The organism is Paractinoplanes atraurantiacus (genome assembly GCF_900215205.1).
Taxonomy (GTDB): domain Bacteria; phylum Actinomycetota; class Actinomycetes; order Mycobacteriales; family Micromonosporaceae; genus Actinoplanes; species Actinoplanes atraurantiacus.
Map to the genome: position 1 here is coordinate 141,284 of NZ_OBDY01000002.1, position 25,032 is coordinate 166,315.

General features: G+C 70.4%; 27 protein-coding genes. 16 read left to right on the forward strand and 11 right to left on the reverse strand.

Going from position 1 to position 25,032, the window contains the following annotated elements; genetic code table 11:
* Nucleotides 1-9 precede the first annotated feature (9 nt).
* From CRP55_RS07335 to CRP55_RS07345, 3 genes are read left to right on the forward strand one after another with little or no spacing between them, the layout of a single operon-like run.
* On the forward strand, nt 10-645 hold the full coding sequence (locus CRP55_RS07335) for a lytic polysaccharide monooxygenase auxiliary activity family 9 protein (protein ID WP_245922864.1): 636 nt from the start codon (nt 10-12) through the stop codon (nt 643-645).
* Nucleotides 646-655: 10 nt separating this feature from the next.
* The gene (locus tag CRP55_RS07340; RefSeq protein ID WP_097318909.1) at nt 656-1,222 is read left to right on the forward strand and encodes a hypothetical protein; all 567 of its coding nucleotides are present in this window, start codon (nt 656-658) and stop codon (nt 1,220-1,222) included.
* Nucleotides 1,219-2,394 carry a PQQ-dependent sugar dehydrogenase gene (locus tag CRP55_RS07345; protein WP_097318910.1) on the forward strand — a complete coding sequence of 392 codons (1,176 nt, stop codon included), beginning with the start codon at nt 1,219-1,221 and terminating at the stop codon, nt 2,392-2,394. The genes CRP55_RS07340 and CRP55_RS07345 overlap by 4 nt, the downstream gene beginning before the upstream one ends.
* On the opposite strand, the gene CRP55_RS07350 is transcribed toward CRP55_RS07345, so the two are convergent.
* Together CRP55_RS07350 and CRP55_RS07355 are read right to left on the reverse strand one after the other, a co-directional pair.
* Nucleotides 2,339-2,671, reverse strand: a complete 333-nt coding sequence (locus CRP55_RS07350; protein WP_097318911.1) for a chorismate mutase — start codon at nt 2,669-2,671, stop codon at nt 2,339-2,341. The genes CRP55_RS07345 and CRP55_RS07350 overlap by 56 nt on opposite strands.
* Nucleotides 2,668-3,258, reverse strand: coding sequence for a TetR/AcrR family transcriptional regulator (locus CRP55_RS07355; protein WP_097318912.1), 591 nt, complete (start codon nt 3,256-3,258; stop codon nt 2,668-2,670). The genes CRP55_RS07350 and CRP55_RS07355 overlap by 4 nt, the downstream gene beginning before the upstream one ends.
* Before the next feature lie 99 nt (nt 3,259-3,357).
* On the opposite strand from CRP55_RS07355, the gene CRP55_RS07360 reads away from it, so the two are divergent.
* Together CRP55_RS07360 and CRP55_RS07365 are read left to right on the forward strand one after the other, a co-directional pair.
* Nucleotides 3,358-4,899 (forward strand): carboxylesterase/lipase family protein, encoded by a 1,542-nt coding sequence (locus CRP55_RS07360; RefSeq protein WP_097318913.1) that lies wholly within the window; start codon nt 3,358-3,360, stop codon nt 4,897-4,899.
* A gap of 66 nt (nt 4,900-4,965) precedes the next feature.
* Nucleotides 4,966-6,051 (forward strand): hypothetical protein, encoded by a 1,086-nt coding sequence (locus CRP55_RS07365; RefSeq protein ID WP_097318914.1) that lies wholly within the window; start codon nt 4,966-4,968, stop codon nt 6,049-6,051.
* 6 nt (nt 6,052-6,057) lie between these two features.
* Here the strand turns inward: CRP55_RS07365 and CRP55_RS07370 are convergent, their stop codons facing one another.
* The 5 genes from CRP55_RS07370 to CRP55_RS07390 are packed head-to-tail and all read right to left on the reverse strand — an operon-like array spanning nt 6,058 to nt 11,441.
* Complete coding sequence (locus CRP55_RS07370) at nt 6,058-7,569, reverse strand: glycoside hydrolase family 140 protein (RefSeq protein ID WP_097318915.1); 1,512 nt, start codon at nt 7,567-7,569, stop codon at nt 6,058-6,060.
* Nucleotides 7,566-8,393, reverse strand: a complete 828-nt coding sequence (locus CRP55_RS07375; RefSeq protein ID WP_097318916.1) for a carbohydrate ABC transporter permease — start codon at nt 8,391-8,393, stop codon at nt 7,566-7,568. The genes CRP55_RS07370 and CRP55_RS07375 overlap by 4 nt, the downstream gene beginning before the upstream one ends.
* On the reverse strand, nt 8,390-9,265 hold the full coding sequence (locus CRP55_RS07380) for a carbohydrate ABC transporter permease (RefSeq protein WP_097318917.1): 876 nt from the start codon (nt 9,263-9,265) through the stop codon (nt 8,390-8,392). Before CRP55_RS07380 ends, CRP55_RS07375 begins: the two co-directional genes overlap by 4 nt.
* Nucleotides 9,262-10,542: an ABC transporter substrate-binding protein gene (locus CRP55_RS07385; protein WP_179855054.1), complete on the reverse strand. Its 1,281-nt coding sequence runs from the start codon at nt 10,540-10,542 to the stop codon at nt 9,262-9,264. Before CRP55_RS07385 ends, CRP55_RS07380 begins: the two co-directional genes overlap by 4 nt.
* Before the next feature lie 2 nt (nt 10,543-10,544).
* Nucleotides 10,545-11,441, reverse strand: a complete 897-nt coding sequence (locus CRP55_RS07390) for a nucleoside hydrolase (protein ID WP_097318919.1) — start codon at nt 11,439-11,441, stop codon at nt 10,545-10,547.
* Nucleotides 11,442-11,619: 178 nt separating this feature from the next.
* Here CRP55_RS07390 and CRP55_RS07395 point away from each other — a divergent pair, with 178 nt between their 5' ends.
* Nucleotides 11,620-12,621, forward strand: a complete 1,002-nt coding sequence (locus tag CRP55_RS07395; protein ID WP_097318920.1) for a LacI family DNA-binding transcriptional regulator — start codon at nt 11,620-11,622, stop codon at nt 12,619-12,621.
* A gap of 2 nt (nt 12,622-12,623) precedes the next feature.
* Here the strand turns inward: CRP55_RS07395 and CRP55_RS07400 are convergent, their stop codons facing one another.
* On the reverse strand, nt 12,624-13,886 hold the full coding sequence (locus CRP55_RS07400; protein WP_143234446.1) for a GDSL-type esterase/lipase family protein: 1,263 nt from the start codon (nt 13,884-13,886) through the stop codon (nt 12,624-12,626).
* A gap of 138 nt (nt 13,887-14,024) precedes the next feature.
* On the opposite strand from CRP55_RS07400, the gene CRP55_RS07405 reads away from it, so the two are divergent.
* The 3 genes from CRP55_RS07405 to CRP55_RS07415 all read left to right on the forward strand — a co-directional run bounded on the left by CRP55_RS07405 (nt 14,025) and on the right by CRP55_RS07415 (nt 16,107).
* Nucleotides 14,025-14,693, forward strand: coding sequence for a hypothetical protein (locus CRP55_RS07405; protein WP_097318922.1), 669 nt, complete (start codon nt 14,025-14,027; stop codon nt 14,691-14,693).
* 63 nt (nt 14,694-14,756) lie between these two features.
* Entirely contained in the window at nt 14,757-15,611 is an 855-nt protein-coding gene (locus tag CRP55_RS07410) for a PhzF family phenazine biosynthesis protein (RefSeq protein ID WP_097318923.1), read from the forward strand.
* A gap of 61 nt (nt 15,612-15,672) precedes the next feature.
* Complete coding sequence (locus tag CRP55_RS07415) at nt 15,673-16,107, forward strand: peptidase inhibitor family I36 protein (protein WP_097318924.1); 435 nt, start codon at nt 15,673-15,675, stop codon at nt 16,105-16,107.
* An 11-nt stretch (nt 16,108-16,118) separates the two neighbouring features.
* On the opposite strand, the gene CRP55_RS07420 is transcribed toward CRP55_RS07415, so the two are convergent.
* Both CRP55_RS07420 and CRP55_RS07425 read right to left on the reverse strand, forming a co-directional pair.
* Entirely contained in the window at nt 16,119-16,838 is a 720-nt protein-coding gene (locus CRP55_RS07420; RefSeq protein WP_097318925.1) for an ABC transporter permease, read from the reverse strand.
* Nucleotides 16,839-16,849: 11 nt separating this feature from the next.
* Entirely contained in the window at nt 16,850-17,731 is an 882-nt protein-coding gene (locus tag CRP55_RS07425) for an ABC transporter ATP-binding protein (RefSeq protein WP_097318926.1), read from the reverse strand.
* 109 nt (nt 17,732-17,840) lie between these two features.
* Between CRP55_RS07425 and CRP55_RS07430 the strand changes: the two genes are divergently transcribed.
* Genes CRP55_RS07430 through CRP55_RS07440 form a run of 4 tightly spaced genes read left to right on the forward strand, consistent with a single transcriptional unit; the run spans nt 17,841 to nt 20,021 of the window.
* Nucleotides 17,841-18,947 carry a sensor histidine kinase gene (locus CRP55_RS07430; protein WP_218854157.1) on the forward strand — a complete coding sequence of 369 codons (1,107 nt, stop codon included), beginning with the start codon at nt 17,841-17,843 and terminating at the stop codon, nt 18,945-18,947.
* Nucleotides 18,944-19,546: a response regulator transcription factor gene (locus tag CRP55_RS07435; protein WP_097318927.1), complete on the forward strand. Its 603-nt coding sequence runs from the start codon at nt 18,944-18,946 to the stop codon at nt 19,544-19,546. Before CRP55_RS07430 ends, CRP55_RS07435 begins: the two co-directional genes overlap by 4 nt.
* Nucleotides 19,547-19,549: 3 nt before the next feature.
* Nucleotides 19,550-19,795 carry a GPP34 family phosphoprotein gene (locus CRP55_RS53845; RefSeq protein WP_218854160.1) on the forward strand — a complete coding sequence of 82 codons (246 nt, stop codon included), beginning with the start codon at nt 19,550-19,552 and terminating at the stop codon, nt 19,793-19,795.
* On the forward strand, nt 19,686-20,021 hold the full coding sequence (locus CRP55_RS07440; protein ID WP_218854162.1) for a GPP34 family phosphoprotein: 336 nt from the start codon (nt 19,686-19,688) through the stop codon (nt 20,019-20,021). Before CRP55_RS53845 ends, CRP55_RS07440 begins: the two co-directional genes overlap by 110 nt.
* On the opposite strand, the gene CRP55_RS07445 is transcribed toward CRP55_RS07440, so the two are convergent.
* On the reverse strand, nt 20,018-20,500 hold the full coding sequence (locus CRP55_RS07445; protein ID WP_097319223.1) for an FBP domain-containing protein: 483 nt from the start codon (nt 20,498-20,500) through the stop codon (nt 20,018-20,020). The genes CRP55_RS07440 and CRP55_RS07445 overlap by 4 nt on opposite strands.
* A gap of 52 nt (nt 20,501-20,552) precedes the next feature.
* Between CRP55_RS07445 and CRP55_RS07450 the strand changes: the two genes are divergently transcribed.
* The 3 genes from CRP55_RS07450 to CRP55_RS07460 all read left to right on the forward strand — a co-directional run bounded on the left by CRP55_RS07450 (nt 20,553) and on the right by CRP55_RS07460 (nt 25,007).
* Nucleotides 20,553-21,122 (forward strand): TetR/AcrR family transcriptional regulator, encoded by a 570-nt coding sequence (locus CRP55_RS07450; RefSeq protein WP_097319224.1) that lies wholly within the window; start codon nt 20,553-20,555, stop codon nt 21,120-21,122.
* Nucleotides 21,123-21,249: 127 nt separating this feature from the next.
* Entirely contained in the window at nt 21,250-24,015 is a 2,766-nt protein-coding gene (locus CRP55_RS07455) for a helix-turn-helix transcriptional regulator (RefSeq protein WP_097318928.1), read from the forward strand.
* An 8-nt stretch (nt 24,016-24,023) separates the two neighbouring features.
* The gene (locus CRP55_RS07460; protein ID WP_179855055.1) at nt 24,024-25,007 is read left to right on the forward strand and encodes an ABC transporter substrate-binding protein; all 984 of its coding nucleotides are present in this window, start codon (nt 24,024-24,026) and stop codon (nt 25,005-25,007) included.
* The last annotated feature ends 25 nt before the right edge of the window (nt 25,008-25,032 follow it).

Below are 25,032 nucleotides of genomic sequence, written 5' to 3' on the forward strand. Positions count from 1 at the left end.
AGGTATACCGTGCGCCGTCATCCCCTCCGGGTGCTCGCCGTGGTACTCGCCACGATGATCAGCACGCTGTCCTGGGCCGGCACGGCCCAGGCCCACGGCACGATCGTCAGCCCGGCCACCCGCGCCTACCAGTGCTGGCAGTCCTGGGGCAGCCAGCACATGAACCCGGCCATGCAGCAGCAGGACCCCATGTGCTGGCAGGCCTTCCAGGCCAATCCGGACACCATGTGGAACTGGATGAGCGCGCTCCGGGACGGCCTGGGCGCTCAGTTCCAGGCCCGTACGCCCGACGGGCAGCTCTGCAGCAACGGCCTGGCCCGCAACAACAGCCTGAACCAGCCCGGTGCCTGGCGCCAGACCAGCATCAGCAGCAACTTCACCGTCAAGCTGTACGACCAGGCCAGTCACGGCGCCGACTACTTCCGCGTCTACGTGAGCAAGCAGGGGTTCAACCCGGCCACCCAGAGTCTGGGCTGGGGCAACCTCGACTTCATCACGCAGACCGGCCGGTACGCGCCGGCGCAGAACATCTCGTTCAACGTCTCGACGTCCGGCTACACCGGGCACCACATCCTGTTCGTCATCTGGCAGGCCTCGCACCTCGACCAGGCCTACATGTGGTGCAGCGACGTGAACTTCAGCTGAGCCGTCCCTGATGTCCTCCCACTGGTACCGCAACCGCTTCGCCGGGGTGGCAGCGATCCTGCTCGCCACCTCGGCCGGGGTGGCCGCCCTGGTCCACTCGACCGGCTCTTTCGGCTCCGAGGCCAAGCCGCCCGATCTGCGCACGCAGATCACCGACCGGATGCGCGTCACGCTCGAGAAGTCCGACCCTTCTCAGCACAACCACGCCGGCCATGGCGCCGCCTCGGCGGACTCCCCGGTGATCTGCGGGGTTCATCTGTACGGCTTCGAACCGTCCACCGCCACCGAGCTGGCCGGAGTCCGTACGGTCTACGGCTTCCATCTCTGCGGCGTCGCCGAGCCGAAGACCCCCTGGGACGTGGCGGTCAAGCTGGCCGGCCCGGTGATCGTCGACATGTCCACCGACCCGCCCGGGATCCAGCCGGTCGAGGCCACCGCCGACGTCCGCTTCGTCGACCGGCTGCGCGAGATGTTCCCCGCCCCCTACGCGGAGTTGGCTTCCAAGGAAGCGCTGAGCTCAGCCGAGATGACCGAACTACGCCGCCGCTACGACGAGGCGGCCGAGGAGCCGAAATGACCCGAGGACGTAGTCGCATGGTGGCCGTGCTGGCCGGCCTGCTCATCCTGGCCCCGTCCAGCGCCGCGGTGGCGCACATTCGCCCGGCGCCCCTCACCGAGCTGTCGGTGGTGTCCGAACAGGTGGCCTCCGGCCTGCGGCGCCCGATCGCGATCACCGGGCTGCCGGACGGGCGGATGCTGATCGCGGAGAAGGAGGGCACCGTCCGCGCCTACCACCCGGACACCGGTCTGGCCGCGGACCCGGTGCTCGACCTGACGGCCCGGATCGACACGTCGGACAACGAGCGCGGCCTTCTGGGCATCACACCGGCGCCGGACTTCGCGCGGACCGGCATGTTGTACGTGTCGTACACGAGCCTGCCGGCCGGCGCGCTGACCGTGGCGCGGCTGCCCATCAGCGCTCCGGAGCGGCTGCAGGTGCTGCTCATCCAGGAGCACGCCGAATACGGCAACCACAACGGCGGGCAGGTGGCGTTCGGCCGCGACGGCTACCTCTACTGGTCCACCGGCGACGGCGGCCACGCGAACGACCCGTTCAAGTCCGGCCAGGACCTCGGCACCCTGCTCGGCAAGATCGTACGGATCGACGTGAACCGCGCCTGCGGGACGAAGCCCTACTGCGTGCCCGCCGGCAACCCGTTCGTGCGGACGCCGGGCGCCCGGCCCGAGATCTGGCTCTACGGCTTGCGCAACCCGTGGCGGTTCTCCGTCGACATCGACAACTCGCTGTGGATCGGTGACGTCGGCCAGGGCCTGGTCGAGGAGATCAACCACATCCGCCCCTGGCAGGGCGGCTCGAATCTCGGCTGGTCCTGCAGGGAGGGCACGCCGGTCTTCGACCCGGAGCAGTGCAAGGCGGGCGTACGGTACGTCGACCCGGTCTTCGAGTACGAGCACTACATGACCGAGAGCTGCTCGGTGACCGGCGGTGTGGTGTACCGGGGATCCGAGACCCCCGCGGCCCGGGGCACGTACATCGCGAGCGACTACTGCTCGACCCTCGCCTTCGCCGTGCGCCCCAAGCCCGGCGGCGGCTACGAGTCGGCCACGATCGGCAACTTCCCCACCCAGCCGACCGCGTTCGGCACCGACGTGCGCGGCGAGCTGTACGTGCTCAGCGATTACCCGGGCTGGCTGAACCGGGTGCACCTGGTCGCTGGACCGGCCTGAGACGGTGTTCATCCAGCTCCAGCTGGATGAACGCCTCGATCATCGCGCGCCAGACCGCCTCGGCCACGGTGGGGTCGAGGCCGGCGGCGGTGGCCTTGCCGCGCACGGTCGCGATGACCTGTTCGACACGGCCGGGCGCGCGGACGGCGTCCTCATCGGTTTTGAAGGCGGCGGCCTGGCGCACCAACTCCTGGCGTTTCGCCAGGAGCCCGACCACCTCGCTGTCGAGGGCGTCGATGCCGGCGCGGATCTGGCCGAGGGATCGCCCGTCGGTCATGGTTTCTCCTCGTCGATCAGTGCCACCAGTGCCCGCAGACCGGCGACGACGTCGGCGCCGGTCGGGGCGTTCTCGGGGTCGGAGAGCATCTGGATGACCACGCCGGACATCAGCGCCATCTGAACCATGCCGATCGTGCGCACGGTGCGATCCGGCACGTCGGACTCCACGGTGCTGGTGAGGATGCCGGCCATGCCGCTGCGCCCCTGCCGGACACCGTCGGTCACATGCGGCAGCAGGTCGGGTTGCCGCTGTGCCTGCATGAACAGGTCGACGGACATGAGCCACATCTTCGGGTGGGCCCGCACCTGGGCGAGCAGGTCGTCCCACAGTCGCTCGTACGCCGCGGCCGGGCTCAGGCCCGGCTCGCCGACGGGCACGAGCACCCGCCCGGCCACGTCGCCCCACTCGTCGAGGAGCGAGAAGAGGGCCTGGAACAGCAGGTTCTCGCGGGAGCCGAAGTGGTAGCCGATCGCGGCCATGCTCACGCCGGCCGCGGTCGCGATGTCGCGCACGGACGTGCGGTCGAACCCCTTGTCGAGCAGACAGGCCCTCGCCCCGTCGAGGAGGGCTTCCCGGTTCCCCATGGTCGCGGAGCCTAGCAAAGATCTGGAGCGAACGACTGAGGCGATCGCCTTATTCAAATGTATTGCGCGATCGCCCAAACGCCACCTAGGGTCCTCCGCATGAAGAAACGACACCTGATCGCGACCCTGCTCGCCGTGGCGGCCGCCGGCATCGCCGTGCCCGCGTTCGCCTCCGGCGAGCCGAACCTCGTCGTCAAGACCGACAAGGGCGCCGTCCGCGGGACGACGGACGGCGAACTGCGAGAGTTCCACGGCATTCCGTACGCCTCACCGCCTCGCCGATGGACGTCACCGCGGCCCGCCGCCGCGTGGACGGGAGTGCGCGACGCGAAGACCCCGGGAGCCGCCTGCGCCCAGCCGGTCGGCCTGCCCGTCGGCGTGCCCAGCGAGGCCGAGGACTGCCTGTACCTGAACGTCACCACGCCCGCCGCCCGCGAAAACCAGGGCCTGCCGGTCATCGTGTGGATCCACGGCGGCAGCATGATGTACGGCACCGGCGACATGTACGGTCCCGGCCGGCTGGCCGCCGGCACGGTCGTCGTGTCGATGAACTATCGCCTCGGCGTCCTGTCGTTCCTCACCGACCCGGCCCTCGACGCGGGCTCGCCGTACGGTTCCGGCAGCCTGGGCCTCGAGGACCAGCAGGCCGCCCTGCGCTGGGTGAAGGCCAACATCAGCGCGTTCGGCGGCGACCCCGGCAACGTGACCATCATGGGCCAGTCCGGCGGCGGCTACGCGGTCTGCGATCACCTCGCCTCGCCGAAGTCCGCGGGGCTCTTCCAGCGGGCGATCATCGAGAGTTCGCCGTGCACCGGCGACGCCAGCCGCACCCGCGCCGCCGCCGAGGCCGACAGCAAGCACGTGATCAAGGCGGTCGGCTGCGCCGACGTCGCCGACGTGGCCGGCTGCCTTCGATCCCCCAAGACCACGGTCGCCGACCTGCTCGAGGCGTACGGGCCGATGAGCGAGCCGCGCCCGGTCAGCGGCACGGCCCTGCTGCCGCTGAGCCCGGCCGAGGCGTTGCGCACCGGCCGTTTCCACCGCGTTCCCGTCCTGCTCGGCGTCAACCACGACGAGGAGAACGGCCAGTACGCCGGCGCGGAGCTCGCCCCCGGCGGCGGGCCGATCCCGGCCGGCCAGTACGAGCCGACCCTCCGCAAGGAGTACGGCGATGACGCCGCCGCCGTGATGGCCCGCTACCCGCTGGCCGGCTACGGCGACTCGGCCGGCCTGGCGCTGGCCACCATCGGCACCGACCGCCGCTGGGCGAGGCCGGCCTACGACACCGCGGCCCTGCTGACGAAATGGACCCCGGCATACGCTTTCGAGTTCGCCGAGAAGGACACGCCATGGTTCGCCGGTTACCCCGAGCCCAGCTTCCCGTGGCGCGCCCAGCACATGGCCGAGCTGGCCTACCTGTTCGACCTGGACCTGTTCGAGCCCCGCACCCCGGCCCAGGACAGGCTGGCGAACCGCCTGATCACCACCTGGACCCGGTTCGCCGGCACCGGCGATCCCGGCTGGGAGCGCTTCACCACCCGCCGGCCGTCCGTGCGGTCGTTGACCTCGGGCCGCTGGACGGCAACGGAGTTCGTCCGCGACCACGAGTTTGCGTTCTGGTCCGCGCTCGACCGCCCGTGAGGTGCGATCATCCGGATTCGCCACGGCACCTCCGCCGACCTGCGAGCATCGAGTCGGGGGGATCAGATGTCGGTTCGGTCGGAGCACGCGGAGCAGGTCGCGGCGGAGCAGATCGCGGCGGCGAAGGATCCGGAAGCTCAGGAGCTGCCGCCCGCGGCCGAGAAACGGCGTGAGCGTCATTTCTGGGTGCGGGCGGCGGTGGTCGCGGCACTGGGTGTGGTCATCGTGACGTTGCTGGGCTCGGCGTTGCTGAGCATCTCGCACGCGCCGACTCCGCACCATGTGCCGCTTGCCTATGTCGGCGCCGACAACACCCGCATGGCGCTGGCGAGCCAGGCCGGCGACGCGCTGGACATCAGGACGTACGGCAGCCGGGACGCCGCGGTCACCGCGATCGGCCGCCTCGACGTCTACGGCGCGCTGGTCATTGGCGGGACCGGCGTCGAGCTGCTCAAGTCCACCGCCGCCTCACCGCAGGTCGCCACCATCCTGACCGGCCTGGTCACCACGGCGTTCGCCCCGGCCGGCGCGCCAACGATCACCGAGGTGAGCCCGCTGCCGTCCAGCGACTCCGGCGGCGGCAGCATCGGCGTCATGCTCCAGGTCATCATCCTCGGCGGCACCATCGGCGCGCTCGGCCTCGGCCAGCTGGTGCCGCGCTATCGCGCGAATGTGGCACGGGGCGAGCTTCCCATCCTCTTCCTTATTCTGTACGGCCTGTGCCTGGGCGCGGGCGTCGCCGGTCTGGCCCGGGCGTTCGGCGTGGGCAGCCACATCCCCTTCATGGAGCTGACCGCCTCGCTGGCCCTGATCAACCTCGCGGTCACCGCGTCGATCAGCGCCATCGTCTCGATCATCGGCGCGGCCGGGGCGGCGGTCGGCGGCGTGCTCTACTTCCTGCTCGGCGCTCCGATCAGCGGAGCGGCCACGGCCGCCCCGCTGATGCCGGCCTTCTGGCACGGCCTCGGCCAGGCGCTGCCACCCGGCGCGGGAGCCACATTGCTGCGGCGGGTCGTCTACTTCCCGGACGCCCCGCTGGGCACTCCGATCCTCACCCTCGCCTTGTACGCCGGCCTCGGCGCGGTCGTCCTGGGCATCGTGAACGCGGTCGCCGGAGCGCAACGGCGCAAGAGCCTGACCGGCCTGCCCTGACCGCGGTCACGCTGCGAAAATGACGACGCGGGGCCCGCGGCCGGTGTCGATCACCTCGCCCGGGGTCAGGCGGCCGGTGGCGGTCACGCGACCGGTTCTCGGGTCGACGATCCGGTAGCCGGGCGGCGTCCCGCGGTCCTGCACCATCGGCAGGGGGCCGCCGTTCTCCAGATACACGATGTGCAGCCGGCCGGGAACCCGCAGCCCGCGCGGGCTGAGGAACGTCTCCCAGTCCGGCGCCATGTCGGTGATCGGCGCGCCCTTCAGGATCCGGCCGACCAGGCCGACGTAGGTGGAGCCTTCGTAGTCCAGCGCGTCTCGCCAGCTTCCTCCGGGCCCCAGGAAGTACGGCGCGTGACCGGGCTCGCCGTCGCGGTGAACCCACTGCCAGATGTTCGCCGCTCCGTAGACGACGCCCATCGTGGAACCGGCGCACAGGTTGCTCCACGCCTCGTGACCCTGCCACCAGCCCGCCGCGAGGTCCGGGTGGCCGGTGCGCTCGTAGCTGGGCTCGCCGTTGGCCACCGCCTTGACCGGCGTCTCCCGCCACATGTCGGCCACCCGTTCCGGCACGTGTTCGCCGCCGTGGCCGGTCTGGCACCACTGGAAGTCGAGCCACGGCGCGCCTTGATGGGCGTTGGCGCGGGCGTGCGGCCGGTAGTGGATGCCGGTCGGCTGCCCGTAGCAGTCGCTGTCGTGGACCTCCCGCCCGCCGGCCTCGATCTGCGGTTCTGTGCCGGCTCCGTCGGCCCCGACCAGATAGACGACCGGCCGCGCCCCGTACCGGGCCACCAGATATCGGCAGTACCGCGCGTACTCGCCCGGCGGCACGACGGTGCCGGCGACGTCCAGCCCTTTCCAGCCGAAGCCCTGGAAGACCGGTTGCAGCACGGGGACGATGCCGTGCTCGCCCAGGATCCCCAAGAGGCGGTCGAGGTGGTGGAAATAGGCGGGGTTCACCTCGTTCAGGTGGCCGTCGGGCAGGTCCTCGAAGGCGACGTCGAAGCCCTCGTCGGCGCTGCGGTCGCGCGGCCCGGTCGCCCTCATGTCGGGTTGCACCGTCATGAGCAGGACGGCGTTGAAGCCCTTGGCCGCGCGGTCGCGGGCGTACACGCGCACCTCCTCCTCGGTTGCCCGCCACGGGAGAGCCCACGCCGTGTCGGCGACGAGCAGTGCCGGCGTGCCGTCGGCGTGCACGAGGTTGCGACCGCCGGGCGACATGCGCCAAAACCCCGGCCGCGTCACGGAATCGGTGACGACGTCGATGCGGCCGGACACCGCGTGCAGCCCCGGATCGGGCACGCCGGCGCTGGTTTCCCAGAGCCAGGCGCCTTCGCCGGTGGGGGAGGCGAAGCGGATCCGCCAGGTCCGGCCGCCGTCGTGGAACGCGGGCCGGCGCAGCACCGTCCCGTCGGTGTGCGTGAAGGTCGCCCAGACTTCGACCGACGTGTACGGGCCGGGGATGTCGGCCGAGGCGGTCAGCGTGAGCTCGGCCTCGTGCCACGCGCTGATCCTCATCCTTTGGACGCTCCAGCGGTGAGCCCGCCGACGATCCAGCGCTGGAGGAACGTATAGGCGACGAGGATCGGCACCACGGCGATGAGGATGCCGGCGGCCAGGCCCGTGTTGTTGTTGGAGAACTGGCCCTGGAAGTTGAGCAGGCCGACCGGGATGGTCTTGTGCGCGTCGGAGTTCAGCAGGATCAGGGCGAACAGGAACTCGTTCCAGGTGGCCACCGCGTCCAGGATGAAGACGGTGACCAGGGCCGGGGCCGACAGTGGCAGGGCGATGGTCAGGAAGGTCCGCCAGGCGCCGGCCCCGTCGATGCGGGCGGCCTCGAGGATCTCGTCCGGCAGTTGCCGGAAGAACGACTGCAGCACCAGGACCTCGAACGGGATGCCGAAGGCCAGGTACGGGCCGATCAGCCCGATGAGGCTGTCGGTGATGCCGGCGCTGCGGGCCATCACGAAGACCGGCACGATCGTGATGTAGATCGGGATGGTCAGCCCGAGGAACACCGTGTACATGATCGCCGTACCGAACCGGATCCGCAGCTTGGCCAGGGCGAACGCGAGCATCGCGCTGATGAAGACGCCCAGCGGGACCTTCAGAACCAGCAAGATCAAACTATTGCGGTACGTCGTGGCGAAGTTGCCGATGCCCCAAGCGTCCGCGAAGTTGTCGAAGGTGAAGGTGCCGGGCCACGACAGCGGCCCGTTCGCGATGAAGTCGGACAGCGGCCGCACCGCGGTGATCACCAGGAGCACCAGCGGGGAGATCCACAGCAGCGCGACGAGGGTCATCACCACGGTCGTGCCGAGGCCGCCCCGGGTTTTCGTCATATCGCGTGCTCCTTCGTCTGGGATCGGACGTAGGGGATGCTGACCGCGACGGCCACGACGGTGATGACGACGGCGATGGCCGTGCCGTATCCGGCCTGGTTGTACTGGAAGACGTTGAAGTACATCCAGGTGCCCATCACCTGCGTCGCGGTGCCGGGTCCGCCGTACGTCATGGCATAGATCAGATCGAAGACCTTGAACGAGTCGATGACCGAGAGTGCGATGACCACGTAGTGGGCCGGTTTGAGGCCGGGCATCGTGATGTGCCAGAACTGTTGCCACCGGCTGGCGCCGTCGACGGTCGCGGCCTCGTACAGATCCGGGCTGATGCCCTGCAACGCGGCCAGGTAGAGCAGCATCGGGAAGCCGACCCGCAGCCAGATCGCGGCGACCATGGTCGCGCCGAGCGCCGTCGAGTCCTGTCCGAGCCACGGCTGGGCCAGACTGTCCAGCCCGACCGCGCGCAGGGCCGCGTTGATCGCGCCGTACTGCGGGTTGTAGAGCCAGCCCCAGATCGAGGCGACGCTGACCAGCGGCAGCACCGCCGGCGTGTAGAAGATCAGCCGCAGGACGGGCTTGCCGCGGACCTTGCCGTTGAGCACGACGGCCAGCACGAGGCCGAGCACCACGGGCACGACCACGGTGACGACGGCCCAGATGAGGTTGTTGACGGCGGCCTGGCGTACGACCGGATCGCTCGCCATGTCTTTGTAGTTGTCGAGGCCGACCGTGTTGTAGCCGGGGCTGAGACCGTCCCAGTCGGTGAAGCTGAACCACAGCGACGACAGCGCCGGATAGACCAGGAAGACGAAGTAGACGATCAGTGCCGGCGCCGCGAAGACCCAGGCGGCCAGCCCCTCTCGCCTTCTCATTTCTTCCAGGCCTTGATGACGTCCTGCATCTTCTTGGCGGCGTCGGCGGGCGTGGTCTTCCCCTGCAGCACGTTGCTCTGGATCGCGAAGTACTGGTCGGCCTGCTTCTTCGGCAGCGCCTGGTCCTGGATCGTGTAGAAGGGCTGCTTGCCGGGGCCTTGCGACCACTCGTACGACAGCGGAAGCGCCGCCTTGTCGGGCTCGGCGCCGGCCACGATCGCGTTGGTGACCTTCACCGCCTCGAGGCTGGCCGGCTGGATGAGAAAGTCGATGAGGGCGGCCGCCATGTCGGGGTTGCCGCTCTTCGCGTTGACCATGTAGCCCTCGACGAAGCCCGAGTGCCGCGCCTGACTCTGATCTGTCGGGAGCTGGAAGACGCCGAAGTCCTCGGACTTCTTGCCGGCGGCCTGAATGCCCTGGGCCTCGGTCCAGGCGCCGGTCAGTGTGTACGCCGCCTTGCCCTGCACGTACCAGTTCTCCACGTCGGCCGGGTCGAGGCCGACCGCGCCCTCGGGCAGCCACTTCTGGTCCTGCCACTTCTTGAAGTTGGTGAAGGCGGTGACCACCTCGGGCCGGTCCCAGCTCTCGGCGCCGACGAGCAGCTTGTCGTGCAGGCCGGGCCCGGCCGAGACCTCCAGCAGGTATTCGAACAGGCGCATGATGTCCCAGCCGTACTTGCCGCCGAGGCTGGCCGGGGTGATGCCGGCCGCGACCAGTTTGGCGTTGGCCGCTTCGAGTTCCGCGTACGTCTTCGGTGGCGCGCTGATGCCGGCCTTGCTGAAGGCGGCCTTGCTGTACCAGCCGCCGATGCCGGCGCCGATGAACGGCACGCCACCCTTGACCCCGTCGAAGGTCATGCCCTCGACGGCGGCCGGGCTCAGCTTCGAGTCCCAGCCGAACTTGGTGTAGAACGCGCTGAGGTCCGCGGCCTGCTTGGCGTCGACGAAGGGGGCGCCGATCTGGCCTCCCCAGATGCGCCACACGTCCGGTCCCTTGCCGCCCAGCAACTCGGTGCGCAGCTTGTCCGGGTAGACGGCGGCCCCCGAGCCGGGGAGCGAGTCGACGGTGGTGGTCGTCCCGTTCTTCTCATCGAACGCCTTGACCTGCGCCTTGAGCAGGTCGATGGTCGAGTTGTCCTCGTAGGTGAACAGCCGCAGCGTCTTCGAGCCCGTGCCGGACCCGCCTGCGCGGTCCGAGGAGCTGCTTCCCGTGCAGGCGGCCAGGCCGGTCGCGAGAGCGGCGGCGCCGCTCAGACCGAGGAATCCGCGTCGGTTCATGGTCATCTCCTTGTCGGGGGTTCGGCCGGCCGGCCGAAGCGGCGGATCTTGGCGAACATGTCCTCGAGCAGGAACCGGACGTCGACGGTCTCGACGACCCGGATGGGGTTTCCGGTGCCGGGCAGGTAGTGGCCCTCGCGGCCGAACCGGGGCGCCGGGACCGTGCGGAACTGGCCACCGCGCGGGTAGAGCATCAGCGAGACGGCGGGGGAGTCGCCGAGCGACCGGGACTCGATCGGCTCCGGGTGGTGCTCGGCGTTCCACTCGGCCATCTGCCGGATCAGGTAGTCGGCGAGCCCGGAGCTGCCGCCGATCTTCTCCTCGAGCTCGGCGTAGCCCACCGAGACCTGGGAGTACACGTTGGACGGCACCTGCCAGACCGTCATGCCGGACCCGAAGACGACGTTGGCCCCGGCGATGTCGTTGCCGAGATTGAATTCCGGGCCGGGGTACGTCTCGACGCCGCCGTAGCCGGGGCCGCCGATCCAGATCACCACGACGTCGCGGTGCACGATCTCCGGGTCGAGCAGGATGGCCGAGGCCATGTCGGTGAGCGGGCCGAGGAAGGCGGCGAACAGCGGCCCCTCCCGCCGGCTCTCCTCGATGATGAGCCGCGCGCCCGGACTGTCCCGCGGCGTCGCCTCGTCCGGGATCGGCTCGGCCGCGCCGTCGGCCACGGTGACCTCGTCCTCGAGATCCATCAGCCGCAGGAGCAGGTCAATCTCCTCGCGCGACTCCTGCATGCTGCGCTCGCTGCGATGGCGCCCGAAGTGGGCGGCGATCAGCCCGCGGACGTCGAGCGACGGCGAGAGCAGCGCGTGCACGATCGCGAACTGATCGTCGGCCTCGTTCTTGGCGTCGGTGTCGATGATGACCCGGCGACGGGGGTGAGCGGGCACGCGTGCCTCATTTCCATCCAGAGCGGCATATCTATTCACCAGACGAATGCACGCTCGTATGTGTTATCGATAACCTGTGGGTTAGGTTATCGATAACCTCCGGGCCGGCACAGGGGTCGATAGGTAACACGTCGGTAACGAGAGAGAATCTTGCGCGACGTACGGAAGAGGGGGCTTCATGTCGCAGTCGCGGCCCAAGATGGTGGACGTCGGCCGGCTGGCCGGTGTGTCGGCACAGACCGTCTCGCGCTTCTACACCGGCAAGGGGTACGTCGGCGCCGAGACCCGCCGGCGCATCGAGGCGGCCATCGCCCAGCTCAACTACCAGTTCAACGGCTCGGCGCGGAGCCTGCGGGTGAACGCGACCCGGACCGTCGGGGTCCTGACCACCGGCCCGTCGGTCCACGGCATCTGGTCGATACTCCAGGGCCTCAACGAGGCGGCCCACGACGCCGGCTACGCGCTGTTCACGAGCTGGGTCGAGTTCGATCCGGCCGAGGTGCACGAGGCGCTCGACCGGTTCCTGTCGGCCCGCGTCGACGGCATCCTCATCTCCTCACCCCACCCGGGCATCGAGGACACCCTCCAGCGGGTCTGGGAGACCGTGCCGGTGGTCATCCTCTCCGGGCACGCCTGGCCCCACGCGGACTCGGCGACTGTCGACTCCTACGAGGCCGCGCTCCTGGCCACCCGGCACCTGACCGAGCTCGGGCACCGGCGGATCCTGCACATCGCCGGCCCGGAACAGATCAACGAGGCGCAGGACCGCGAACGCGGATATCGGGACGCCCTGGCCGAGGTGGCGGCCGAGCCGCTCCCGGTCGTGCGCGGAGACTGGTCCGCCCAGTCCGGCTACGACGCCGGCTCCGGCGTCGACGTCAAGGACTTCTCGGCCGTCTTCAGCGGCAACGACCAGATGGCGCTGGGCTTCATGAACGCGCTGAGGGGCCGGGGCCTCGTCGCACCGTCCGACTACTCGATCGCCGGTGTGGACGACATGCCCGACGCCCGCCATTTCGCGCCGCCACTGACCTCGGTCCGGATGGACTTCGCCGAACTGGGCCGCTCCGGCTTTCGCATGCTCGTCGAGCGCATCACCACCGGCGAACGCGTCGCCCGCCACGTCATCCACCCGCACCTGGTGCCCCGCGAGTCAACCGCGCGGGTCACCGGCCTCTGACCTCAGGAGTTGGCCGTGGCCCGGGCGAGGAGCGCGGTGTCGACCGCGGCGGCGAGGGCCTCCATGCCGGCGTTGTTGGGGTGCATGTGGTCGCCCTGGTCGAAGCGGCTGTTCCAGCGGGTCGGGTCGGCGGAGTCGTGGACGGCCGTGTCGAAGTCCACGACACCGTCGCAGCCGCTGTCGGCGGACCGGACGAAGTCGTTGAAGACCTTGCGGCCGGCCTCTCCGGTGCTGCTGTAGCCCTCCGAACCCGCGAACGGCACCAAGGTCGCACACAGGACCTTGACCTTCGCCGTGTGGCTGCGCTGGATCAGCTGCCGCAGCCCGGCGACCAGCCGGTCGCCGCCGGACTCGTCGGCGCCGCCGAGGTCGTTGATCCCGAGATCGGCGACGATCACCCACTTGACGCCGGTCTGAGCGAGCACGTCCCGCTCGAGGCGGTTGAGGGCACTCTGGCCGACACCGTCCTGCAGCATCGAGTTACCGCTGATGCCGGCATTGAGCACCCCGACCGTACGGCCGTCGTCGCCCAGCCGCCGGGCGAGCAAGTTGTGCCAGCTGCGGTTCTCGTTCCACGTCGAGTCGTACCCGTCGGTGATCGAGGCGCCGAGGGCGACGACCGCGCCCTCGGCGCTCGGGTTCTGGACGTCGACGCCGGCGAGGAAGGAGTAGTTGTAGAACGAGCGCAGGCCGGACAGCGAGGCCTTCGTGCTCTGATTGCCCGATGCCACGTAGTTGTCGCGGTTCGCCGATTCGTGCTGGGTCACCGATCCGACGGGCTGCGGGAGGTACGCGCTGACCGCCAGGTCGGTGCCGGCCGGCAGCCGGAACGCCACCGGGTCGCTCACGACGGTCCCCTTGGCCTTGACGGTCACCGAGTCGGCGCCGCCGAAGGTCACGTGCGCGTTCGTGCCCGGGTCGACAGTGCCGGCGGTCAGGTGCTTGGCCAGGTAGACGGCGCTGACGGTGAGCGGGGCGCTGCTGAACTCGTTGGAGAGCCGGATACGCACGGAGTCCCCGCCGATGCTCGCGCGGACCACCTGCCGGAGCGTCTCGGCCTGGAAGCCGGCTCCCTTGCCGTCCTGCATGACCGTCGCCCAGGTGCCCGTCCAGGGCGTCTTCGGGTCGACCGGCGCGGCGGCGGTTTCGGCTTTCTCGGCGGTCTCGTCATTTGGCGAGTCCCGCAACACCAATGCGATCCCCGCCACGACGAGAAGCACCAGCACGGCCGCAACCAGGAGTTTCGAACTTCCAGACCACTTCACTGAGCCCACAGTACGAGCTTGATCAACTACCCGGTATCCGTCTTTCTGATCAACCGCCCGGCCGTCCGTCCAGTTGTTTGACCAGGATCTTTCCGGATTTTAGGCTCAGGTCCGGTGAACGGTGGCTGGAGAGAGTGCATGCCTGACGAGAAGGCCGGCGGTTGGCCGGGCGATCTGATCAAAGAGCTGCTCATGCTCGCCGCCGTCACCGCCGTCACACAGGCCCGGCCGCATGTGGAGAAGTGGTTGATCGAGCGGGCCGTGCCGGCCGCGGTGTCGACCCTGGCCTCGGCGCTGAACCGGATCCCGCTGCCCGGCGCCGCGCGGCCGGCCGTCTCGCCCGCGCCGGTCGTGCAGGCGCCGCGGACCGAGGCGGAGGAAGTGGCGGCCTCGCTCGAAGCCGCCCGGGCGGCGCTGGGCACCGAGGAGGCGCAAAGCCGCTTTCTGGCCGCCCTCGTGACCCGGTTGTACAGCGAGGACCAGCTCCGAACGCTTCGGGAAGCGAGGACGCCGGAGGTGGACAGCCTGGTCGAGGCGCTCACCACCGTCCGTCTGCGGTCGGCCGTCGCGGCCCTGCTGGCCGAGAGCGGCGACGGCGAGCACCGGTACGTGGGACAGCCCGGCAACTACCTGGTCGCCGAGCCGAACGGCCGCTTCACTGTCTTCACGGCGACCGGCACGGTGGCCTGGACCCAGACTTCCGCCAGCGCCGGCGGCCTCCTGCGCCTGCAGGACGACCGCAACATCGTCATCTACTACTCCGGGACGCACCCGGCGGCGGCCTGGGCCAGCCACACGTACCTCTGACCTCCTCACCGCATCTCCGCCGTCCGGGACGCCCGGGGAGCGCTGGGGACGTACTGTGTCGCAATGGCGGTGGCCGTGGTGAACGCCTGCACCCGCGACGGGCAGGGCGGCAGCCCCACCACGGTCGTGATCGACGACGCTTCGCTCACCGACGACGACCGGCACGCCATCGCCCGTACGGCCGGCACCTCCCACACCGCGTTCATCGGCGCCGGGGACACGCCCACCGTGCGGTTCTTCACCAGCGCCGGTGAGCTCACGAACTGCGGCCATGGCACCGTCGCCGCGCAAGCCGTCCTGCTGCACCGCAGCGGCGGCACCGAGCACCACGGGCACCAGCGCTCCGGCGGCCGCACTTTCGCCACAAGCGCCGTCCGGCGCCACGACGGCGTCGAGGTCTGGTTCGACCAAGGAACCATCGTCCTGGAGGACGGCACCGGCGCCGCCGGCGGTGGCATCATCGCTGCCCTCGGCCTCCATGCAGCGGACGTCGCCGCCGGCGTGCGGGTCGCTTCGCCCGGCACACCGCGACTTCTCGTGCCCGTCAGAGATCGCCGGACGCTGCTGTCCTTGCGGCCCGACTTCGATCGGCTGGCCACCGAGTGCCACCGGCTCGGGTACCTCGGCTGTTTCGCCTACACGCTGTCGCCGGCCGGGGGAACGGCCGCGGCACGCATGTTCGCGCCCGCGATCGGCGTCGACGAGGACATCGTCAACGCCAACAGCGCCGGCTGCCTCGCCGCCCACTTGCTGGACGTCTCCGGCCGCGGCGACATCGAAGTCCACCAGGGCGACGCGCTCCGCAGGCCGTCATCGGTTCTCGCCGGCGCGACCCGCGCCGCATCCGGCATCGTGACCCGAATCGGCGGAGTGGCCGGCCCGACCGTCAGGGCGCTGGATCCAGTTTGGATGAAGTAGCGGTAAAGAGCGCCCCGTTAGCTTCGTGCGAACCACGTAAGGAACTCAGAAAGGAACTGACGTGCGGATCGCAAAGCGGGCCGGCGCCTCCCTCGCGGCGTTCACCGTCGCCCTGGCCGGGCTGACGCTGGTGGCGCCCACGAGCGCCCAGGCCGGCGTGGCCCGGTGCAAGGCCAATCAGCTCTGCCTGTTCGAGGGCGAGAACTTCACCGGCGGGGTCTTCGCCGTCGCCGGCACCTGCGACCTGGATCTCGGTGACAACCATTTCGACGATGGAACGCCGGTCGTGGATCGGGCTTCGTCGCTCGTCAACAACACCAAGAAGGCCGCGTTCGTGTCGGAGTTCCCGTATCCGTACCGCAGGTCGGGATACGAGCTCGCCGTCTGGGCCGGTGGCGTGTACTCCGGCTTGCACGACGTCCAGGTGTACAACTACCGGGTCGGCAAGTACCAGCGCGCCGATCTGGACAACAACGCGTCGGCCTTCTGCGTCTGAGCGGTGCCCTTCTACCGCCGGGGCTCCCAGCGGAACATGCGGCGGGCGAAGGAGACGGCGATGACCACCCAGGCGAGGGTGGGCGCCAGCAGGAGCAGGGAGTCGGTCAGGGCGACGCCGCCGTTCCAGGCGTTGAGCATCAGTTCGGTGGCGGCGCCGCCGGGCAGGAGGCGCTTGAGCAGTTCCAGGTTCTCGGTGCCGGTGATGCCGACCCAGCTGGCCACGCCGATGACGCCGAGGCTGACCGGCAGGGTGGTGACCTGGGCGTGCTCCGGCGAGTTGGTGACGCCGGCCGTGGCCAGGGCCAGGCCGATCATCATGGCCACCGTGGCCAGCACGGCCAGGGCGAGCAGGAACACGTTGTCGGGGCCGCCGGCGACGACGCCGAAGGCGATCAGGATGCCGGTCAGCTGGACGAGGGCGATGATCGTGGCCGGCGCGACCAGTCCGGCCAGGATGCCGGCGTCGCCGGCCGCGGTGGAGCGCAGCCGTTTGAGGAAGAGGTTCTGCCGGCGGGACGCGAGCGTGGTCACGGTCGAGGTGTAGAGGCCGAAGGCGCCGACGGTGAACATCACGATCGCCGCGATGTAGCCGAGGGTGGCGAGCTCCGCGAACACCTCGTGCCGGTAGATGAAGAACACGCTGATCGCGACCGGGATGATGAAGCTGGTGACCAGCACCAGCCGGTTACGGAAGATCTGGATCAGTTCGGTACGGGCGATGGCGAGCACGGTAAGCCCTTTCAGGATTCGATCGCGCGGAAGACGTCGTCGAGCCGGGTCGGGCCGGCCGACAGGTCACCCAGTTCCAGGCCGTGGTCCTGGGCCCAGCCCAGCAGCACGTACAGGTCCTTCTGCAGGTTGAAGGTCTCCACCCGCACCGACCCGTCGGCGCCGGCCGTGGCCTGCAGTGGCAGGGCCGGCGCCGGGGCGGCCAGGGTGAACTTGATGACGGCGGGCAGCGTGCGGGTCAGCTCGGAGACCGTGCCCTCGCGGCGGAAGACACCCTGGTGCATCAGCCCGATGCGGTCGGCCCGCTGCTGCGCCTCCTCCAGGTAGTGCGTGGTCAGCACGACCGTCGAGCCGTTCTCGCGCAGCCGGTCGACCGCGTTCCACAGGTCGTCGCGGGACTGGATGTCCAGGCCGGTGGTCGGCTCGTCCAGGAAGATCAGCTCGGGGGTGCCGTAGACGGCCGTGGCGAAATCGAGGCGCCGCTTCTCGCCGCCGGACAGCTGCCCGACCAGGGTGCCGGCCTTGCCGGTCAGCTCGACGACGTCGATGACCCGGTCCACGTCGTCGGTGCGCCGGGTCAGCCGGCCGATCAGCCCGACCGACTCGCGGACGGTCAGGTCCGGGGAGAAGCCGCTCTCCTGCAACATGATGCCCATCCGGGGCCGGACCGCGGCGCGGTCGCGAGGGCTGTGCCCGAAGACCCGCACGGTGCCCGAGGTCGGGGTGCGGTGTCCCTCGACGGTCTCCAGGGTCGAGGTCTTCCCGGCGCCGTTGGTGCCGAGAAGCGCGTACAGCTCACCGGGCCGAACCTCGAACGAGAGGTCCTTGACGGCGTGGAAGTCGCCGTACTTGAGGTTGAGGTGGTCGACTTCGATCACTGGCGTTGGGGGCATGACTCGATGAAACAGCGATCCCGCCCGTCCGTTCAGTGTCGCTGTGTCACCAACGGGATATGACGTGGTGTCACTACTGGCCGGGCCGATCCCGTCGAATACTGGACGGGTGAAGGCAAGATCGCTGCGCATCACCGAGGCGACGCAGGGACGCCTGCGCCGTCTCAACCTGTACACCGCGATGCCGCCGATCGTGCTGGCGGCGGTGGTCGTGGTGGCGGTCGACATGCGTACCTGGTGGCACGCGCTCGTCCTGGCCCCGGGCGCGATCGCGGCGCTGGTGGCGTTCGAGCGGTGGACGGCCAACGACATCGGCCGGGTGGCCTGGCCGTGCCTGATCGTCGCGGCCGCGGTCTGGCCGGTCGGCGCCCTGACGCTCGGCACCCCCAACGCGTACTGGGGGGTCATCAGCGTGGCCTCGCTGGCCCTGCCACGGCTTCCGCGCCACCGGTACGCGGCGGCGGTCGCCCTTCTGGTCTTCGTCGCCGGGATCGGCGCCACCCGGTTCCTGGTGGACGACGGCGACGTGCTCGGCCCGTACGTCCTCGTCCCGAGCGTCCTGACCGCGGGGGTCATGGTGCTCTCGTTCGCCGGCGAGCGGTTCTACGACATCGTGCAGGAGCTGGAGGTGTCCCGCGAACGCGAGGCCGAGCTGGCTGTCATCCGTGAACGGGTGCGCTTCGCGAGCGACCTGCACGACATTCAGGGGCACACGCTGCACGTGGTGAAGCTGAAGGCCGCGCTCGCCCGCAAGCTCGTGCCCACCGATCCGGCCCGGGCCGAACAGGAGCTGTGCGAGATTCACGACCTGGTCGGCGACACCATTCAACAGACCAAAGAGTTGGTGTACGCCCAGAGGCGGCTCAATCTCTCGGCGGAGCTCGAGAACGCGAAGAACCTGTTCGAGGCGGCCGGGATCCGGGTGCGCATCACGCGCGAGTCGGAGGCCGACGCCCGGGTGAGCGAGATGCTCGGCCAGGTGCTGCGCGAGACGACGACCAACATCCTGCGGCACGCGCAGGCCACGCAGGTGCGGATCACCCTGGCCCGGGAGGGCATCACGATCGTCAACGACGGCGCCGCGAGCAACGGGCCGCTCGAGCTGCGCGGGCTCTCGGCCCTGCGGCAACGGATCGTGACCGACGGCGGGGAGCTGACCGTGAAGGCCGAAGCGGGCGAGTTCACCACCTCGGCGGCCTACGGGGGTGCGCGGTGACATCGGTGGTGCTGGCCGACGACGAAGCGCTGCTGCGCAAGGCGCTGGGCGCCCTGCTGCCGCTCGAGGGCGACATCACGGTGCTGGCCGAGGCGTCCGACGGCGAGGAGGCCGTCGCGGCCACGATGCGCCACGAGCCGGACGTTCTCGTGATCGACCTGGAGATGCCGAACGTGGACGGGCTCGGGGCCGTGGCCGAGATCCGCCGGGCCCGGCCCGGGCAGAAGGTGCTCATGCTGACCCGGCACGCCCGTCCGGGCGTACTCCGGAAGGCCTTGAAGTTGGGGGTTCAGGGTTTCGTCAGCAAATCGGCCGAGCCGGCGCACATCGCGGCCGTCATCGCCACCCTGCACTCGGGCAAGCGCTGGATCGACCCGGACGTGTCGGCCCTGGCCGTCATCGACGACTGCCCGCTGACCGAGCGCGAGCTGGACGTGCTGCGGGTGACCGGCGAGGGCTACTCGGTGGCCGACATCGCCGTCCGGCTGCACCTGGCGCCGGGCACCGTCCGCAACTACCTGTCCAGCGCCATGCAGAAGACCCAGACGAAGACCCGCCACGAGGCGGCCCGCTACGCCCGCGAACACGATTGGCTGTGAGAGATGCTCCTGGTCGAGGATTTGATGCTGCTGTTGCTCGACGACGAGACCGGGACGCCGGCCGCGGCCGGAACGCTGCCCTACGCGCTCGGCGGGGCCGTGCTGGTCGAGCTGGCCCTGATGGGCCGGGTCGAGACCGATGGGAAGAAGGTGCACGCGGCCGGCGAGGGACCGCTCGGCGATCCGCTGCTCCAGGACGCGTACGACAAGGTGGCCGCGTGGGGTCCTGGTCGACGGGGCGCAACCTGATGCCCGTACGGCCGCTCTCATCGCCCTGCTCTCCTCCAGCGGCGCGCTGCCGATGCTGCGGCCCCAGCTGGCCTGGTCGTCTCCGGTCATCAAGCGGGCCAAGGAGCTCGAGCAGGGCCACTGGGGCGCCGAGGCCGTGAACACGGCGGTGACCCGAACGGCCGCCGCGATCGCCGCCTCGACCGCCGCCACAGTGGCCGTCACCGTGGTCACGACGACCAGCTAACCGGGGAGGACGCGCGTGAGGAAGGCGGTGAGGTTGGTGGTCAGGCGCTCGATCTTGTCGTCCAGCGAGATCGTCTCGGGCAGGCGGCCGCCGGGGCCCGGGTCACGCTTGCCGCGGAGGTAGAGCGAGCAGCCGAAGTCGTTGCAGAAGTAGCTGCCGACCGAGTCGCCGCGCTTGCCCGCCTCGCCGGCCCGCGGCGCGACCATCAGCGAGACGCCGGCCAGTGGGCTGACCGTGCACATCGAGCACATGCTGCGCCGCATGCGCTCGGCGCCCGCCTTCGGGGTCCGCAGGACGAAGGCCCGGTCGCCGACGGCCAGGTAGGCCCGGTGCTCGGCGCGCGGATCTCGCCAGCCCAGATAGTCGAGATCCTCCCAGGGCTGTTCGCCCAGGTCACGGGGCACGTACAGGCGCTTGGCCTCGCCTTTGCTGCAGTTCACGAAGGCGGCGCGGATCTCCTGCTCGGTCAACGGCTTCATGTTGGCCACGTTACGTTTGCCTAAACCCTTTAGGCAAAGGAATAATGTGTATGTGGCGAGAGCAGGACTGACACCGGACCGCCTGGCTCAGGCCGGGGCCGAGCTGGCCGACGAGATCGGCTTCGAGAAGGTGACGGCGTCCGCCCTGGCCCGCCACTTCGGCGTGCAGGTGGCCAGCCTCTATTCGCACGTGCGGAACACCCACGACCTCAAGGTGCGGATCGGCACCCTCGCCCTGGCCGAGATGGCCGGCAACGCCGCCACCGCCCTCGCCGGCCGCTCCGGTCGCGACGCCCTGGCCGCCCTGGGTAACGTCTACCGCGACTACGCCCGCGCCCACCCCGGCCGCTACGCCGCCGCCCAGATCCGCTTCACGCCCGAGGAGGCGGCGACCACGGCCGGCCCCCGCCTCTCGGAGATGACGCGAGCCGTCCTGCGCGGCTACGACCTGAACGACGAGGACCAGGTCCATGCCGTACGCCTTCTCGGCAGCATCTTCCACGGGTTCGTGAGCCTGGAGCAGGGCGGCAGTTTCGACCACAGCACACCCGCCAGCGAGCAGTCCTGGATCCGGATCCTCGACTCCCTGGACGCGACGCTGCGCACGTGGCCATGCCAATAGCCGCCGGTCGCCGGCGACGACGCGGCGGCCAGAGAGGTGTGCCGCTGAACGGGTCGGGCTGTAAGGGGCTGGTGTTGACCAAGGCCTTACCCGGCACCTCGAACGGAATAGCCTTTATGCTGGCCGGGTGTTGGGGGACACCGTCAAGCTCCACGGCCGGGACGAGGAGTTCCGCGAGCTCGACCGGCTGCGCGAGAGTGTGCGAGCCGGTCAGAGTGCCGCTCTGGTCATCCGCGGTGAGGCCGGCATGGGGAAGACAGCGCTTCTGCGGTACGCGGCTCAGCGAGCCGTTCCGGATTTTCGCGTCGCCCGGATCGCCGGCGTGGAGTCCGAGGCCGAGCTGCCGTACGCGGGCCTGCACCAGTTCTGCGCACCCATGCTCGGTCACCTCGAGGCGCTCCCGGAGCCTCAGCAGTCGGCGCTGGGCGTCGCGTTCGGGCTCACCGGCGGAGCCGCGCCGGACCGCTTTCTCGTCGGCCTGGCCACCCTGAGCCTGCTGGCCGAGGTGGCCGGGGCCAAGCCGCTGATGTGCCTGATCGACGATGTGCAATGGCTGGACGCGGCTTCGAGCGAGATCCTCGGGTTCGTCGCCCGCAGGCTGGCCGCGGAGTCGGTGGCCATGGTGTTCGCCGCCCGTGCCCGTGACGCCGAGGCGAACCTGGGCCGGTTGGCCGGCCTGCCGGTGATGGTCCTGGGCGGCGTCTCCGGTGAGGACGCGCGGGCTCTTTTGTCCACAGTGGTGCCGGGACGGCTCGACCCGGGCGTGTGCGATCGCCTCGTGGCCGAGACGGGCGGCAACCCCCTCGCCCTGCTGGAGCTGCCACGGGGCATGAGCGCCGCGGAGCTGGCCGCCGGGTTCGGTCCGCCGGCCGCGGGCGGAGCCGCGGCGGACGTGGAGAGCCGTTACGCCGTACGGCTGGGCCTGCTGCCCGAACCGACGCAGCGGCTCATGTTGCTGGCGGCCTGCGACGGCTCCGGGGACGTCTCGACCATCTGGCGTGCCGCGGCCGGCCTCGGCATCGGGTTCGAGGCGGCCTGGCCCGAGGTGACCGACGGGCTGTTCGAGATCGGCGCCGAGGTGCGGTTCCGTCATCCCCTGGTCCGCTCCGCCGTCTACCGGTCGGCGACGGTGCAGCAGCGCCGGGCCGCCCACGAGGCGCTGGCCCAGGCCACCGACGCCGCCGTCCACCCGGACCGCCGGGCGTGGCACCGCGCCCAGGCCAGCGCGGGCCCCGACGAGGAGGTCGCCGCCGAGCTCGAGCGCAGTGCCGGCCGGGCCCAGGCGCGGGGCGGGTTCGCGGCGGCCGCCGCGCTGCTGGACCGCTCGGCCGATCTGACCCTGCGGCCCACCGTCCGGTTCGAGCGCAGGCTGGCGGCCGCGCGGTCGCACCTGCGCGCCGGCGCCTTCGACACCGCGCGGGCCCTGCTGGCGGCGGCCGAGTCGGAGGTGCCCGACGAGCTGGCCGGGGCTCGCGTCGCGTTGTTGCGCGGTCAGGTGGCGTCGGCGTCCGACGCCGGCGGTGATGCGCCGCTGCAACTGGTCGAGGCGGCCCGGCGCCTGGAACGGCTGGACACCGCGCTTTCCCGCCGGACCTACTCCGATGCCTGGGAGGCCGCGATGTTCGCGGGCCATCTCGCCGAGCCGGGTGGCGACCTGCTCGAGGTGTCCAAGGCGGCGCGATCCGGTCCCCAGCCGGACGTTCCGCTCCGCCCGTTCGGCCGCATGCTGGAAGGGCTGCTCGTGCTGGTCACCGAGGGCCGGGCGGCGGCCGAGCCGATGCTGAGCGAGGCAGTGGGCGCGCTGCTCGCCAGTGACCTTCCGGACGAGAACTGGCTCCACCACGCGGGCATGGCCGCGACGGCGGCGGCGGCGATCTGGGACCTGGACAGTTGCGGCGCCGTGCACGGCCGGCAGGTCGCGCTGGCCCGCGAACTGGGCGCGCTCGCCGTACTGCCCAGCCCGCTGAACGGGATGGCCATGATCGCCACGTGGCGCGGTGACTTCGAGGCGGCGGCCCGGCTGACCGCCGAGCACGACGCGGTCAAGGAGGCGACGGGCACCCGGATCGCGCCGTACGGGGCCATGCTGCTCGCCGGCTACCGGGGACAGTGGAAGGACGCGTCGGCGCTGTTCGCGGCGAGCACGGAAGACGCGATCAGCCGGGGTGAAGGGCTCGCCGTGGACCACGCGCGGTGGTGCACCGCGATCCTGAACAACGGTCTGGGGCGGTACCCGGAGGCGATGGCCGCCGCTCGTCCCGCCGATCCGAAGGCGCCGGGGCTGCCCATGTCCACCTGGATGCTGCCCGAGCGCATCGAGGCGGCGGTCCGCTGCGGGCACCGCGAGGTGGCCGTCGCGGCCTGGGCCGAATTCGCGTCGACCGCGAACCCCGGCGAGCATGGCTGGGGCCGGGGCATCGCGGCGCGCTCGCAAGCCTTGGTCAGCGACGGAGACGACGCGGACCGTCTCTTCCGGGAGGCCGTCGGCGAATTGGGCCGGGCCGGGGTCCGGGCCGAACTGGCACGGGCGCATCTGGTGTACGGGGAATGGCTCCGCGGTGAGGACCGGCGCGACGAGGCGCGGGACCATCTGCGGACCGCTCACGACATGTTCGTGGCGATGCCGGCCGACGGCTTCGCCGAGCGAGCGCGCCGGGAGCTTCTCGTGATCGGCGAGTACGTACGCCGTACCCCGACCGGCGACCGCGGGGAGTTGACTCCTCAGGAGCTGCACATCGCGCATCTCGCCCGGGACGGTCGCACCAACCCCGACATCGCCGCGGAGCTGTGCATCAGCGCCCGCACCGTGGAATGGCATCTGCGCAAGGTCTTCGTCAAGTTGGGGATCACCTCACGGCGCGAACTCCAGGACGCGTTGCCGAGCCGGGCGTAAGGGCGACCGTGTCGTACGTACGCCGGTTCGTTGCTCTCCTCTTGTTGGCCGTCCTGCCCGGGATCGCCGGATGCGGCGGTTCCGGCGAGAGCACCGCCGTCTCCTACGGGGGCGTCCGGGACCAGGGCTCCACCGGGTACGCCGTGGCCGAGCTGGAGGGCTTCTACGCTGGGGAGGGGCTGACGTTCTCGCCGACGTGGGCGACGTCCGGGACGGTGCTCCTCCAGGGCCTGGTCAGCGGGGATTTCGACGTGGCCAACCTCGGGCCGGCGCAGCTCTACGACGCCATCACGAACGGTGCCTGCGCCCGGGTGCTGCGCCCGACCCAGGGCGCGGGCTACGGGGTGATCGCACAGCCCGCCCTGCACCTCGACACCACCCGGCCGTTCCCCGGCGTCCTCACCCAGCTGCGCGGCCGGACGGTCGGTGTCCCCGCTCGCGGCGCCGCGCAGGAACTCGTACTCCGGTCGTTGCTGGTGGATGCCGGCCTGGACCCGGACACCGACGTCACGTGGGTGGCGATCGGTGGCGGCGCGGCCGCCGCGTCCCTCTTCGCCTCCCGCAAGGTGGACGTCGCGATGTCGTACTCGCTGCTCGAGATGAACCTCGCGGCCGGTGGCACCACCTTCGACAAACTGGTGGACCTCACCGGCTCGAACACACCGCTGGGCGCGTTCTGGCAGTCGGTCGCCGTCGCCAACTGCGACTGGGCCGACCGTCATCCCGGCACGGTGATGAAGTTCTGCCATGCCCTCAACCAGGGATTCGAGGCGCTCGAACGGAAGCCGGAGGCGGGACCGCGGGCCTTCACCTGGCTCGGCCTCGGATCGGACCCGGGCCGGGCGAAAAGCCTGTGGGACAAGTACAAGTCACCGGTCGTGGACATCCCACCGCTCGACGAGGAGAACTGGAATCATCAGGCGAGATTCGCTACCGACGGCAGGCCGCCCGGCTTCTCGGAACACGTGGTCGACGGCTGCGCGACGGCTTGACCTGAGCGTGTGGTTGTGGCGGGCC

Coding starts and splice junctions, on each gene's coding strand:
- CRP55_RS07340 (WP_097318909.1), top strand. CDS start 656: ATGTCCTCCCACTGGTACCGCAACCGCTTCGCCGGGGTGGCAGCGATC.
- CRP55_RS07345 (WP_097318910.1), top strand. CDS start 1,219: ATGACCCGAGGACGTAGTCGCATGGTGGCCGTGCTGGCCGGCCTGCTC.
- CRP55_RS07350 (WP_097318911.1), bottom strand. CDS start 2,671: ATGACCGACGGGCGATCCCTCGGCCAGATCCGCGCCGGCATCGACGCC.
- CRP55_RS07355 (WP_097318912.1), bottom strand. CDS start 3,258: ATGGGGAACCGGGAAGCCCTCCTCGACGGGGCGAGGGCCTGTCTGCTC.
- CRP55_RS07360 (WP_097318913.1), top strand. CDS start 3,358: ATGAAGAAACGACACCTGATCGCGACCCTGCTCGCCGTGGCGGCCGCC.
- CRP55_RS07365 (WP_097318914.1), top strand. CDS start 4,966: ATGTCGGTTCGGTCGGAGCACGCGGAGCAGGTCGCGGCGGAGCAGATC.
- CRP55_RS07370 (WP_097318915.1), bottom strand. CDS start 7,569: ATGAGGATCAGCGCGTGGCACGAGGCCGAGCTCACGCTGACCGCCTCG.
- CRP55_RS07375 (WP_097318916.1), bottom strand. CDS start 8,393: ATGACGAAAACCCGGGGCGGCCTCGGCACGACCGTGGTGATGACCCTC.
- CRP55_RS07380 (WP_097318917.1), bottom strand. CDS start 9,265: ATGAGAAGGCGAGAGGGGCTGGCCGCCTGGGTCTTCGCGGCGCCGGCA.
- CRP55_RS07385 (WP_179855054.1), bottom strand. CDS start 10,542: ATGAACCGACGCGGATTCCTCGGTCTGAGCGGCGCCGCCGCTCTCGCG.
- CRP55_RS07395 (WP_097318920.1), top strand. CDS start 11,620: ATGTCGCAGTCGCGGCCCAAGATGGTGGACGTCGGCCGGCTGGCCGGT.
- CRP55_RS07405 (WP_097318922.1), top strand. CDS start 14,025: ATGCCTGACGAGAAGGCCGGCGGTTGGCCGGGCGATCTGATCAAAGAG.
- CRP55_RS07410 (WP_097318923.1), top strand. CDS start 14,757: ATGGCGGTGGCCGTGGTGAACGCCTGCACCCGCGACGGGCAGGGCGGC.
- CRP55_RS07425 (WP_097318926.1), bottom strand. CDS start 17,731: ATGCCCCCAACGCCAGTGATCGAAGTCGACCACCTCAACCTCAAGTAC.
- CRP55_RS53845 (WP_218854160.1), top strand. CDS start 19,550: ATGCTCCTGGTCGAGGATTTGATGCTGCTGTTGCTCGACGACGAGACC.
- CRP55_RS07440 (WP_218854162.1), top strand. CDS start 19,686: ATGGGAAGAAGGTGCACGCGGCCGGCGAGGGACCGCTCGGCGATCCGC.
- CRP55_RS07445 (WP_097319223.1), bottom strand. CDS start 20,500: ATGAAGCCGTTGACCGAGCAGGAGATCCGCGCCGCCTTCGTGAACTGC.